Here is a 13200-nt window from a genome sequence, read left to right as displayed (position 1 = left end):
CAAATCCTCCTGTTTGATTGATTTGGTTATTTATTACTTTTTCAAAAACAATTTCACTATTTTTTAGGCTGTATCTAGACTATGGATACACATAAGCAGTTAAAGAGCAGTACCTAACTTGCATTGCAGCCTCACATAGCGAAGGTTGCTGTCACTGCTAGTTTTCCAATTAGCTAACTATTCAGAAAATGCAGGAAAATATTTTTTGCTGTTGCATTAAACGTTTATAACATATATATTATAAATAGATTAAAATACCATTCTCAGTATTTTGATCACATTCTTCTTTTTAGTTTAATACAGTAGCCGCCAGTTATTTGGTGGCTACATTTTTATTATAAATAAACAACTCGCTTAAGTTTGTTGAAATTCATAGCTTTAAATTTAAAAACACTTTAAGAAAATTGCTTTTTGCTGAACACATCGCTATCCGTGATTATCGTAAAGTTGGATTAAATTTTCCCACCTTAAAACTAACCTTTTAGCGCGAGTGCTACATTTATTCTAAAGCCAGTCTGATTAAAATGTAAAAGTATTCCACAGAACCGACTGTTGTCGCCAAATGTATCACGCACAAAAACACCTTCATCAAAGTGGCCGCGGGTGGACTTAAAAAATATTTCTGTCCAATCAACTCAGATCTGCATATGTAACAGAACAGTATTAAAGAACATGGTAGCAAAAAAATGATGTACTTCCCTTTTCCCCAAGCATCTACACCGGTCAATCCAAGATGTACAGGCACATTTTCTGGTAAGAAGAAATATAAGATAACAGCTAAGACTAGTTCGCAAAAATAAAGCAGTATAAAATAAGACAATATTTTTTTGTAAAAGTGATTAAATTTTCCCATGGAAAGCAGCTCTTTTATTTTTTTATTTATTGTTACTCAAACTTCGGATAGAACAATAAAAAGAACTTATACCGGCATTTTAACGCAGCATAAGCTCTTTGTGCAATATGTAATTGGGCATACTGGACTCGCGGTTCCAATCACAATCAGTCACTAAATAGCTGTTATATCAATCTTTTAACTTGTGAATATTTCTTGAACACTAACAAAACACTAACAACGTTCAAAATTTTCTGGCGGCAAGTGGCTGTTACTCTACCGAGTAGCAGTTTTTTAGTGCAGAAAAATAACCAGCTCTATCTGAGTTGGTTATTGGCCGTGCTATTGCCATCTGTATCTCACAATATAATTGTTCATTTGACTATAATCTATTATATGTTTCTTCTGCAATCTTCCAACAACAATGCCGGTATTTATATTAACTTTCTCCGCAAATTCTCTTACCGAACGTTCATCAAACCTACCCTTGGACATAAATGACTCCCATTCTATATCGGGAATCAAAACATTTGCTGCAAATTTATCGGCTTGTTTTTCTTCTTCACTATTTACATACTCACCCTTAAAAGTATAGAATGCTTTCTTTTTGTGTAAAATGAGATGTGCTAATTCATGAAAAAAAGTAAACCATAAAGAATCATTTCTTTTATATCTTAAACTGAGCTGTATGATTGCTTTAGGATACGGAGTTAACCAACGTGTCAACCCACAAATTTTTGATCCCTTTAGCTCAGGAACAAAGATAACAGCTACTCCAAAACTGGCAGCTATTTTCTGCAATTTTGGAATAAAAATGCTCGGATCTGTATCATTAATTAAGCTCCGCATCTCTTGAACTTTACTTTTAGCCAATTCTTTATTGAAGCTAGCTGTCTTTATTTGTGTCGCTAAAATATCACCTTGGTTTATCCAAGCCATTAAGGCATATTTGTCAATTTCGCCTTGCTTTGTAGCTAATCTATAAGCTCCTTCAAGTAAGGAATTATCTAACATATGTTTTTCCATTACTTCGAAAGTTGGGAATCTAAAAAATGAAAGTAAATTTCTTACTTTTTCACTTTTTTTTCTAGTTTTACTAACAAAACCCTTATTTGCCATATCTGCATAATTAAAATTATGCAAAAAAATGGTTTGTCTGTCTAAATTTTTTTCTTGCTTAATTTTTTCTTTACTCACGATAAAGTTCTTATCTAAAGTTAGCCAAAAATTAGCACTGACACCCAAAGTTAGTTCTAACTTCGCAGCTAACCCCGATGTAATTTTTACATTTTCATTTATTATATTTGACAAATGTTTCTCTGTTATGTTTAAACGTTTTGCTACCTCAACTTGAGTCATATCCAAACTGTGCAAAGTTTCCTTCAACGTAACTCCTGGAGAAGTTGCATAATCTGGTTCAACTTCATATAACTTAATTGCCATGATCATCAACGACCTCCTTTATGTATACACTGACACAATTTTCCTTTATACAACACAAGTTATCTTCTGAATCTAACCCACAAAAAATCAAACGCCAATTATCATTTAAATCAACTGAAAAGCAATTTTTATAATTACCACTTAAAAGGTGCAATCTAGGTGGTGGAAGATAACTAATTTCAGTTAGATTTGAAGCTGCTTTAAATTCAGAAACCCTTTGTTTTATTTTTTTCCCACGTTTTTTTCCAAATTCTTTTATGATAAGTTGTTCTTTGTCCAAAATTTTTGTTAATTTATGTGTCTTAGCATATACTTTCACATTAACCTTAACCTTTCCGGTTAACTTCCATACTTCATAATACAGTATAACACATGGAAGTATATGTCAATGTAGGTTTTGCTCTACTTAGGTACTTGATTATAAAACTTTATCAAAGCTTTATTCTTCATATAGTTAAACTTACTCCTTGAGCATTGCCACAACTGGCAACATTCATTTACTGAATAACGCTTAATAATAATATGCTTGCTAAAAAAGTAAGCAGGTACATTCAAAACGGCTTTTTAAGACCATTATCACTTGTTTAATTTGACAATCTAAATTAACCATAAATTCTCTTTCTACATGCTAAGTTATGCTGTATACTTAATACTTGGTGAAACTTATGTAACCATCTTCGACATTTATATACTTACTCAGAACACGCTTAAAGTCTGCTTTTTCAGAATCCAAATGATACCCTATATTCCACCTAGTAGTGTCGGTAATATTACCGTTATCATAGAGCTTTTTCAAATAATAACAATCTACCTCAGAAAATGAAAACCCTATTGTCGAGACTAAACCATAAACTATCCCAGAATCAATCTTATTGAATAAATTTATTTGACATTTACTAACTGGTTTTTCTGTTGAGTTAACCAACATGTTTAAAAGTTCTTGATCATTTCCTCCTCTTTGTTGATCTATAGTTGTGTAACCTACTTCCCTCTTTGATGTGCTTTCTTCGCTTCCTTTATGTCCAATAATTTTTTTATCTTTTCCGTGTATATGAAACACTTTTTCACTTGTATTTGGATATTTTTTTTCAACAGTACCCGTATAATTAAAGTTTATTATAAAATCAGCTTCCTTAACAATTTTACAATACTCAGAAACCTTTTCATCCTTTATTTCGTCAATTGACGGTTCAATTTCAGCTATCCACTCATCTAGACTTAACTTTAAATTTCTGATCAATTCTTCTATTTGTTTTTCATCATAATTTAAGATGGGATTACTATAAATATCACTTCCTTGAGAATCAGTAGCTTCTCTAGTTGGGTATTCAAGAGCAGCTTCAAAATATTTCCAAAAATCAGCTTCCGTGCCTAATTTGTCATATTCATATATATAGTAATACTCTAACAATTTAGTTAAAGTATTGTTTTTTTCACTGATGAATTCCTTAAAATTTGAAAATTTTGTATGTAGTCCTAATGATAGATCAAAACCATTTCCTAAAATTAACAATTGTTCCATTACTTACCAACCTCTATCTCTTTAATTGTATTTTATAGGAACTAACAGCTATTATAGTTGATTCAGAAGGAAAATCCTCAGCCCTCTTTCCATATTTTATTATCAATTTACCTTCTCACTCTCTTTCAATCTCCCATAGACTTCTGCTTTCTCCCGACCATTCAAATTAAGCTCATTGGCCAATCGTCCTGCTTCCATCCCTTCACTAAGATTCAGCTGCATTTGTCGTTCCAAACAGTGCCTTAGTTCTTGCATCTGCGGCTTTTAATAGGCGGAAGGCATTTACGTTAGCCACACGTTTAGAACAAAAATATGTGTCCTGGTAAGCCTTAGTTTTGTTTCTGCGGGCCAAATATCTCAGCAGAAAAAACATATTTCTGTCAGTAAGTTCCTTGTGTTCTATGTAGTACTCACAACATTCTTGGATTTCCTCTATCCCCATGAGAAAAGGTGATCTCGTGGTCTCAACTTACTGTACGATATCGTTAATTTTTTCTTTTGAATCATTGACCACGGTTATCCCCTCCTCTCATTTTTGTGTGCAAAAAGGTGTGCGCCTGTCGCATTTTGTGTGCACTCATCGTTTATCCATTGAATATACTTGTTTACCTACACACCAACGTTTATACCGCTATTATATACTTAAACCGTAGCTATTACTTAGCAGAAATATACTAGCATTTATCAGTATCACCTTGCACAGAAAATTAAGTCTTATGAAATCTTACCTATTCTTACCACAATAGTGTATGCACTATCTCAATTATCCCCGTTGTTAAACCAAAAAGTAGCTTTTTTGTGTGCACTTAATTCCCTATAAATCTGAACAATTCTGAACCTTTTTGTGTTAGCATTTGTTAGCATTTTTTGCAGCTTATTTTTTAGGTAATTACTATTTTAATGCTTTAGTTTCGCTTTTTATTATGTAAAAAAATTGTGCAACCTTTTCATTTTGTGTGCACCCTTTTTGTGTGCAGTTAAACTCTAGAAAATCTTAACAACTCTTGCAGTATAAAAAGTATGCAATAAAACTACTAAATACTGCTATTAAGCCAATTCTGACTGCATACAAAACCCAAGGGTGTGCACGTACTAATTCAGCTAAATCAATTTTATTCCACCAATTTCCACTATTTTCCAATATCGTATTCGGGAAAAATGTTAGGTTTTGTTAGGTTCTCTTAGGGGGGTAACGCTCCTTTTCAATCGGAGCGCTCTGATTCACTGTTTCCCGTTAGAATGGCAAGTAAGCCACATTCCATCTGTGTTTATTTTACAAAAAAGACACCATAAGCGATGCAACGTTTTTCGCTCATAATGTTTCGTTTTGTAATTTACACTTAGCAGCGTTGCAAATACACTTTCAACAAACGCTACTATATCAACATTCAGCTTTCACTCATCGTGTTGTTTTGCATTTTTGCATACAGAGAGCTGCAACGTTTTTAATCTGCGTTACATGACGATCCCAAGTTAAACTTCTATGTTACTCGCTCATCGTATTGTGTTGTTTTGTAACCTGCAGCTCAATGGCTGTCGAATGTTAATCATTTTTTTCATACGTAGGATGATCTAGTATAATTGCTAAATGTGAAAGCATTTTATAATCAATTTTTTTAGCAAAGGAAGCTGTTTCTCCTACTAGTCTATTTTCAGCTATCATAGCTCGTCTCAACCTAATTGCGAATCTAAACTCTCTCTGATCGTCGTACCTCTTTCTTTTTACGAAAGCATTTTCATAATAATTTTTTTGATGCTCTAATTCTGATAAATCATTTTCATAATAATTCACCAAGCTATAATCAATATTATTTTCTTTAGCTTTATTTAACAGCTTTTGATAATCATATATCGCCACTAATTCCCTATTATCTTTGTTGAATCGTTTTAACCACTCAATTACTTCAGGTTTTATTAAATAAAGATCTTGTTTCTTGTCGATGTCATGACTTACTAGGTAATAATCATCTTCAAGAGAAAAGTATGTAAAACTTGAGATTCCTATTATCTGCTTGTCCGATTCATTAAGACCAACTTTTAATTCTGCATTCTTAGGCTTAATACTGTATATTTTACTTTCTATTTTCTCGTGCTCGTCTAAAAGAGCCATTTTAATACTGTCACTCTGTTTGAATTTATAAAGGAATTCTCCTTCATTTCGATCGCCAAACACATGATCTTTTTTTTCTTTTTCTAACTCTGCAAAACATTTAAGAGGAGTAAAGTGTATCTCTCCCTTTTTTAGAAAACTATCGGCGTGTTGTGGCTCCATGAACTTTATCATAACACCAAGGTTTCTTGAATCTACAAAATATGTCATAACTTCCCCCAGTAACATTTTTTATCTCCTAAATTAAACATCTAATGCCTAAAAAAGTAAACAAAAACAGCGCTCATTACTGAACGCTATTATAATTAGCTACTATTTTCTTCACTTTACCTCATTATTTTATTAAATATGCCCTTTAGCTTAATCCTGTACTCTTTTACATCTATTTTTTCTGCATTTGCCAAAGCTTTTTCAGATAGACTTAGTTCATAGCATAACCGCTTAAGTATCGCTAACTCATCTTCTGCTAGGCTTTCTAACTTATTCTTAAAACCGCCAAACAGCTCATCGAAAAAACGGACTTCAATCTTAGAACTATATTCTTGATGAACAGACATTTTTAAGACAATCTCTCGAACTTTATCAACCACTCTTCTGGGCGAATCATCATTATAGAAATTCTTTTTTAAAATATTTCTCTCTTCATCGGTTAAGTAAGATAAACGAATATAGAATTCTCTTACATTTTTAAATAATTCATCAGACTGTAAATTGTTTTTTATTTCGAGAATATGATAATCATAATATTGCCATCTTACAAGATATCTTTTCAAATATTTTGGTGTCCAGTAACCTATATGCTGTTCAGCCCGCATCTTTTTATAACTGTTTTCAAGTTTTATATATTCCTCTTCTTGACACACAATTTATTTTCTTTCATTATCTTCTATGACAATAATTCAAGAATGGCCTCTAAATTTTCATTTACATCATCAGTGATATGAGTGGCTAACTCTGGTTTCAGTTCATACTTCCACGAAGCAGCTTCTTCAATTTCTTCTACCTCTGCCATAAGTCTTTTTGCCACATTCACACTACATGGTTCACCTTTCTTTAACAAGAAAATATCTTTTATACGTACCTCACGTAAAAGGGGAGTAAAATGTTTATACTTAAACTCAAGTATTTCAATTGCCAAGTCAATGTATTGTAATTTTGATACGTAATTTATAACTGCTTTATCAACTGGCATCACTGAAGCCTTGGTTCTGTCTTCGTTGTATCCCATGCAGCTACTAATAACTGGCTGTTGGTTGAAATTATAATCAACTTGTTTTTTATGGCCAATAAGTCTTTTTATTTTAAGTGAAATATTTATATATTCTCTAATCATATAGAAGGCGATAATAAAAGGTAAGAAAACGGCGATGTAAAATTGCCTAATTTCTTACCTTTTTTATACTCATTTTATATTGTTGAAGGAGTGGGTATAAAAATGCGCAATGCTATTTTTGAAAGAATGAATAGATTTGTAGTTGATAAAATAAAACCTAGTTACAGTGCAGTGGCAAGACAGTATGAGGTTGATCCATGGCAGTAAAAGTAGCTTATCAACATGCCCTAACTGGCACGCACAAACAAAAAAATAAATGGATACGAAAAAGTAAATCGGATGGATTTAAAAATATTATTGAATTAAAGTATCAAGATGGTTGTTCTGCCAAAGCTATTTTAAATTTTATTTCTGAAAAGGGATTTCAAGGTAAATATACGATTGTTAAAGATTATTGTCGTCAATACAAAAGAACGGAATCTAAAAAAATGGCTACACAAGTTGACCATAGCTCAAGTCGATTGGAAAGAGAGAGTTTCAATGTACAGTAAAAACCATGTTAAATATACTTTTAGTATTTTTCTGTAAGTTTTGCCATATTCTAAACGCAAATATCTTAGGTTAACCTTTGATCAAAAGCAAGATACTTTATTTCGAATTCTGAACGATGCTTTCCAATTTATGGGCGGCGTTCCACAAGAAATCTGGTTTGATAATATGTCAAAGGTAGTTGACCATAAAAAAAGTACTTTAACACACCATCGATTTAATCATCATTTCCTTTCATTTGCGCATTATGCTGTCTTTCATTCAATCGCTTGCCGGTTCCCCTTTAGACCATAAACAAAAGGTTGTGTAGAAGCTCTAGCGATGGATTGTTTTAAGTCTTATGATGGTGAATTTGAGACAGTAACTGACTTAAAGAAGATTGTCGCTAATTTGTGTGCATGTCTTAATCAAGAGAAGTCCCAAGGAAATAATTAAATACCAGATAAAGTTTGGCAAAAAGAACATTTCAAACCCTTAAACCCCGATCTCAAAAGATACTTTTCTAACGTCCAAACTCGTAAAATATCAGAAGATACCATGGAATTTAAAAGCCATCAATACTCTGTATCCACTAATTATATCGAAAAAGAAGTTCAAATCAAATCATCTGAAGATATAAAATCCATTTGAATTTTATATAAAGGTGCTGAAATTCGTTCTTACAGTATTTCAGGCAAAGTATTTAGCATACTGTCGACTACTATACCATATTAAAAAGTAATCTCATGAAAAATAGTAACGAAGAAAAAAACGATGAATATCTGCATAGCGATTTAAGTATCCACGATAATTTATAGAGGTGGACATGTACTGGATCAATATAAGCAATTAATAACCAACCTTGGATACCAACATTAGCCAAAATATGAATGCTTATATTAACAAAATTAATGAACAAACAACGAGCTTCAACGAAACCCTATTTGATTTAACAAATAAAGAAACAGATTACCAATACCAAATAGAGAGTGAACAGAGAGTTCAAAGAGCCCGATCTCCCGTAATTAAAAAATTAGAAGAATTAAATTCTTAACTTTCAACCGTTGGTTAAATCTCAAAGTATTTCTGAACAGGCAACAAGGTCATTTTTATACAATTTTATTCCGCCGTTTTATGACATTTTTAACCCAGCCCTTGACATTATTCCTAAAATGGAAAGAGAAGCCAATTCATTAGCTTTAAAGATATTAATTTCCATGCAGGATATGACCGAAATTCAAGGGTTGACCAAATACCAATTGCTTAACTACTTAGGGCTACCATTCAAACTGAAATTTTTTTGAAGCAAAAAAAGAACATACGTTTGATAAAGGGGGATTTTATAGATTATGGACAAGCAACAATTTCAAGATTACTTAGAAAAGAATAGCCAAGCGGTTAACTTATTTAACCACAAGGCTTTAGAATTCCAAGAAAGTAAAAATAAGAATCGTCCGCCTGAAAGAAAATGGAACGAGGCAAGATTAGAACGTGAAGCTGAAAAAATGCTGAATATTTTTGTAACTAATATCTACGAAAAAATGAAGTCACATATTAATCCAAATAGTTCAGAACCAGTGAAAGCGTGGATTAGTTTTATTGATGAGAACGATATCTTAGATGAATTGGAAGAATCTATTATTAAAATGAAATTTGTATGATATATTAAGATTGTTTAAAGATTATAAGTCACTATTTTAATAATTGTCAACGCCGATGTGAAAATGTAGTTTTTTGCCGATTAAAAAATGCTGTTTTTTACCGATAAAGTTTACAGTGTCTCACTGCTCCTTTCTTTATTTTGTGCGTTGAAACCTGATAAATCAGGTCCGGAATTATCCTTCTTTTCAATTAAATGATCTTTCATTCGATATGATCGACCAGTGATTCGGATAACTTTAGCGTGATGAACCAAGCGATCTAAAATGGCGTTAGCTAACATCTTATCTGAAAAGGTGTTTCCCCACTTAGAAAGCGGAATATTAGTGGTGATAATGGTTGATTTCCGTTCGTATCGTCTTTCAATTAACTGAAAAAACAGCTTAGCGCCCACTGACTCAATTGGAAGATAACCAATCTCATCAATGATTAGAATTTGAAAACGGGCATACCGGCGTAGCACTTCTTCGCTCCGGCCTTGAACTTGTGCTGTTTGAAGCTTGTTGATGAGGTCGCTACATCGAATAAACTGCGTTGAAATTCCTTGTTTACACCCTTCAATTCCAATGGCGGTGGCTAGGTGAGTTTTACCGACACCGGAGGTGCCGATAAACAAAACGTTTTGATTCTCTTGGGTGAATCTTAGTGATCCCAAGTCCTCAATTATCCCTTGGTTAATTCCCGGTTGATAACTAAAGTCAAAGTCAGCTAACGTTTTTTCATATGGAAAGCGGGCTAGTTTAATTCTCAAATTAATCTTTTTTTGTTCCCGGTATTTAAGCTCAGCCGTTGTCAATTCGAATAAGGCATCACTCAAGGACTTGGGTGCTTCATCTTGATGATCCAATAGGTAGCCTAAATGTTCGGCGAAACGATCTAACTTTAATTGTCTAAGGTTGGTGTATAAAGCTTGGTAATTGGCCATTTTCTCACTCCATTTCATCAAACATCTTCAGGTTTCGGTCGACGTAATCATCAATGACTCGGTCATCACGATTCTTATAAAGGTCTGATCGGACAATCTCTTCCATGTCATCGCGAAGGTAAGTAAATCTTTTCAGTGAAATAGGGTGAGAACGAATTAATTCTCCGTTATAATAAATGTATAGAGTATTGTCATCGTGTTTAATTTGTACGGTTTCGTCAATATATCTTATGGGGACGGAGTATTTCCGATTTTGAAAGACAATCATTGATTCCTTGCTAACTTTCCTTGCGATGGTTTGGCTGGCATAGGCATCGAGTAAGTCGTGATCAAAATCCTGGAGATACTCTTTTTCTTTATCAAGCAATAAATAAGGCGGAATTTGAGTCGCCTGAGACTTCTCATGATTCAGCTGATCACACGTCAAATGGACGATCTCGGCTAAGTCTAGCGGCTCTTCAAACTCATGGTTGTAAACTTTGATTCGCTGAGTAGTTCTGGCCAGCGCCTCAACCTTTCCTTTGGTTTGTGGCCGAAACGGTCGACAAGCAATTGGCTTGAAACCAGCGTCCTTAGCGTATTCAACGAAGGTTTCATTAAATACCGGCTTACCAAAATTACTTTTATGATGATCGACGACAACCTTTTGGTTGTCAAACCAGATTTCTTTCGGCACACCCCGGTTGCCCAAAAGGCATTAGTTAAGCAATCAAAAAAGGTAATTTGGCTGCGACTGAAGGTAAATTGCATGTATTTCATTCGCGAGTACCCTAAAACATATAAGAAGATGTTGCCTTTGACAATCTCTCCATGCCGAGAAACCAACGTTAAATCTTCTTTCCAATCAACCTGGGCTGAAATCCCTGGCGAGGTTTCAATCCGGATAGTGGCTTTTTTCGTTGCGGCTTTTCTGATGGTTCGACAATAGTCTCTGAGAATACTTTGCTTTCCTTGATAGCCACGTTCTTTGATAAAGTAATAAATTGCCGTTGCCGAACAGCCTTCTAGAACCTTTTCTTCAATCGTTTTTCGATAATCGTCAAGTTTACTCGGCCGCCGTAAGGGTTGTGGCTGCTCATCTGGGGGCGTAAGCCCTAAATTGTAGTATCTTTTTACCGTTCGTGGATCAACACCGTATCGCCGACCAATTTCAGCGAAGTTGGGCTTTATTTTGTTCATAATATATTGCTGGACACACTGCTCAACATCTAAACGCATTTCAGTTCCTCCAAATTTGAGATGCGTTTATTTTACCGTAAAAAAATGTTGGAAAACCGACATTTTCTAATCGGTATTTTCCAACATTTTACAACCGTTGCTGACAATAATTAACAATTCTTATTTTTATAGGGGGTTTGCTATGCAAAAAACATGTGCTCTTTGCAATGAAAAAATATCTCTATTTAGTCCTAAGATTTCCTTTAAAGATGGAGCTATCTGCAAAAAATGTTTTTCAAAAACTAGTTTAACTGGTTCTTACTCAGATCTTTTATGGGCACGAAGTAAGACTATTAATGGTTTTAAGAATCTTATGCAATCCGGAGAACAAATTGATACAAAAGCTGAAATAAAATCTAAAAAAGCTGCTGAAGATGCTAAACACAAAGAAGCTAAAGAGTTTGTTCGTAACCTCCCTGATAATACAAAAACAATCGGTGGTGTGGCAATCAACGCTGAACAGAGCAAAAAACGTGTTCGCAAACCTTTTGGTGCTTTGGTATGCCCACACTGCAAGTCAGCAAATATTCAAATATTGGAAAAAGAAACAAATACAAAGACCAAGCGCACTACTTCGATTGATTTGAACCCACTCCACCCTTTAACAGCTTTTGATCATCACGAAAAGAAAATAAAAAAGAAAAAATTATCTGGAAAAAAAGCCTTGCTTGCTGTGTCAACTGGTGGAACATCTGCAATGGTTCCAGGAGTTGGTCTAAGAACTAAAAACAAACAAACGCAATACCAATGTAGAGAATGCGGAAAAGTTTGGACAGGAAAATAATCATTTAAAATAAATATTTAGGTTACAAAACAGTCCAAAAACTGATGACTTTAAAAGCTGAAATCTAGGGGGAAACAAAAATGTCAAAGAAAATTACTGGGGAAGACGGAAAAACTTATAAGGTCAAAAAGCCATTCTACAAACGAGTATGGTTTTGGATTTTAGTTGTAATTGTAGTAGCTATAGGTGGACAGATGGAGAATGCAAAGAATTCATCAAGTAAATCTGCTTCAAGTGAAAAAACAAGCAGCTCAGCAAGTCCTTCTTCTAAAGGACCTTCAAGTTCAGTTGCAAAAGATACAAGTGGATTAACAGAAGCTAATTTCAATAAAATAACTCTCTCGGAATCAAACGGAACTTCTGTTGCAGATGTTCAAAAAATGTTTGGCAAAAAAGCTGATTCTACGGCAGAACAAACAATTCAAAATGTTAAATCTGAAATGTACACTTGGAGTAACGTTTCGGGTGCAAGTTTTGGGTCAAGTATAGTTGTTGGTTTTGCCAATGATCATGCAATCTCTAAAGCAGTCGAAGGTTTAAAAGTAAATCGAAACAATAAAATAACCCTAGCAGATTTTAATGGTATTTCAAATGGGGTTTCTAAAGAAGATGTACAAAGTAAGTTTGGAAAACCTAACGGAAACAGTATGACCAACATTGCTGGTCAGTCAAATGAAATATGGACTTATTCTTCTGGAATAAACGGCAATCTGGGTGCTAATTTTGAAATTACATTTACTAATAATGTTGTTTCGGGTAAAACTCAAACAAGTATGAAATAATAAAAAAACACATCCCCCACTCGCCTAAGCTAAGGATGTGCTATCAAATTACTATAGAGCTTTTACACCCTTTTGTAATTATAAAGGAAGTGATGTTTAACAACAAGTTCTCTCTAAAAATAAG

At 33.8% G+C, this 13200-nt stretch carries 12 protein-coding genes and 1 pseudogene; 4 read left to right on the top strand and 9 right to left on the bottom strand.

Annotated features, from left to right (window positions below):
• Nucleotides 1-499 precede the first annotated feature (499 nt).
• The 7 genes from AB3Y88_RS10590 to AB3Y88_RS10560 all read right to left on the bottom strand — a co-directional run bounded on the left by AB3Y88_RS10590 (nucleotide 500) and on the right by AB3Y88_RS10560 (nucleotide 7240).
• Nucleotides 500-853, bottom strand: a complete 354-nt coding sequence (locus tag AB3Y88_RS10590) for a DUF1648 domain-containing protein (protein ID WP_367293433.1) — start codon at nucleotides 851-853, stop codon at nucleotides 500-502.
• A 321-nt stretch (nucleotides 854-1174) separates the two neighbouring features.
• Nucleotides 1175-2275 carry a HigA family addiction module antitoxin gene (locus AB3Y88_RS10585; RefSeq protein WP_228889316.1) on the bottom strand — a complete coding sequence of 367 codons (1101 nt, stop codon included), beginning with the start codon at nucleotides 2273-2275 and terminating at the stop codon, nucleotides 1175-1177.
• Nucleotides 2265-2594, bottom strand: coding sequence for a type II toxin-antitoxin system RelE/ParE family toxin (locus tag AB3Y88_RS10580; RefSeq protein WP_228889313.1), 330 nt, complete (start codon nucleotides 2592-2594; stop codon nucleotides 2265-2267). Before AB3Y88_RS10580 ends, AB3Y88_RS10585 begins: the two co-directional genes overlap by 11 nt.
• A gap of 327 nt (nucleotides 2595-2921) precedes the next feature.
• Nucleotides 2922-3797, bottom strand: coding sequence for a bacteriophage abortive infection AbiH family protein (locus AB3Y88_RS10575; protein WP_261909456.1), 876 nt, complete (start codon nucleotides 3795-3797; stop codon nucleotides 2922-2924).
• Between the two features lie 1543 nt (nucleotides 3798-5340).
• On the bottom strand, nucleotides 5341-6135 hold the full coding sequence (locus tag AB3Y88_RS10570; protein WP_228889311.1) for a hypothetical protein: 795 nt from the start codon (nucleotides 6133-6135) through the stop codon (nucleotides 5341-5343).
• Nucleotides 6136-6233: 98 nt separating this feature from the next.
• Nucleotides 6234-6770 carry a hypothetical protein gene (locus AB3Y88_RS10565; protein ID WP_228889308.1) on the bottom strand — a complete coding sequence of 179 codons (537 nt, stop codon included), beginning with the start codon at nucleotides 6768-6770 and terminating at the stop codon, nucleotides 6234-6236.
• A gap of 23 nt (nucleotides 6771-6793) precedes the next feature.
• Nucleotides 6794-7240, bottom strand: coding sequence for a hypothetical protein (locus AB3Y88_RS10560; protein WP_228889304.1), 447 nt, complete (start codon nucleotides 7238-7240; stop codon nucleotides 6794-6796).
• Between the two features lie 197 nt (nucleotides 7241-7437).
• On the opposite strand from AB3Y88_RS10560, the gene AB3Y88_RS10555 reads away from it, so the two are divergent.
• Together AB3Y88_RS10555 and AB3Y88_RS10550 are read left to right on the top strand one after the other, a co-directional pair.
• The gene (locus tag AB3Y88_RS10555; protein ID WP_228889303.1) at nucleotides 7438-7731 is read left to right on the top strand and encodes a hypothetical protein; all 294 of its coding nucleotides are present in this window, start codon (nucleotides 7438-7440) and stop codon (nucleotides 7729-7731) included.
• Between the two features lie 1326 nt (nucleotides 7732-9057).
• Nucleotides 9058-9369, top strand: a complete 312-nt coding sequence (locus AB3Y88_RS10550; protein ID WP_228889299.1) for a hypothetical protein — start codon at nucleotides 9058-9060, stop codon at nucleotides 9367-9369.
• Nucleotides 9370-9479: 110 nt separating this feature from the next.
• Here the strand turns inward: AB3Y88_RS10550 and istB are convergent, their stop codons facing one another.
• Together istB and istA are read right to left on the bottom strand one after the other, a co-directional pair.
• A complete protein-coding gene (gene istB, locus AB3Y88_RS10545; protein WP_313819558.1) occupies nucleotides 9480-10310 on the bottom strand; it encodes an IS21-like element helper ATPase IstB in 831 nt (276 codons plus the stop codon).
• Nucleotides 10297-11510: pseudogene (gene istA, locus AB3Y88_RS10540) on the bottom strand (IS21 family transposase). The gene istB and the pseudogene istA overlap by 14 nt, the downstream one beginning before the upstream one ends.
• Nucleotides 11511-11652: 142 nt before the next feature.
• Between istA and AB3Y88_RS10535 the strand changes: the two are divergent.
• Nucleotides 11653-12294 (top strand): DUF4428 domain-containing protein, encoded by a 642-nt coding sequence (locus tag AB3Y88_RS10535; protein ID WP_228888523.1) that lies wholly within the window; start codon nucleotides 11653-11655, stop codon nucleotides 12292-12294.
• 80 nt (nucleotides 12295-12374) lie between these two features.
• Nucleotides 12375-13076 carry a DUF3862 domain-containing protein gene (locus AB3Y88_RS10530; protein ID WP_228888521.1) on the top strand — a complete coding sequence of 234 codons (702 nt, stop codon included), beginning with the start codon at nucleotides 12375-12377 and terminating at the stop codon, nucleotides 13074-13076.
• Nucleotides 13077-13200 lie beyond the last annotated feature (124 nt).

This window comes from Liquorilactobacillus satsumensis (genome assembly GCF_964065465.1).
Lineage (GTDB): Bacteria > Bacillota > Bacilli > Lactobacillales > Lactobacillaceae > Liquorilactobacillus > Liquorilactobacillus satsumensis.
This window is presented reverse-complemented; position numbering and strand designations above follow the sequence as displayed.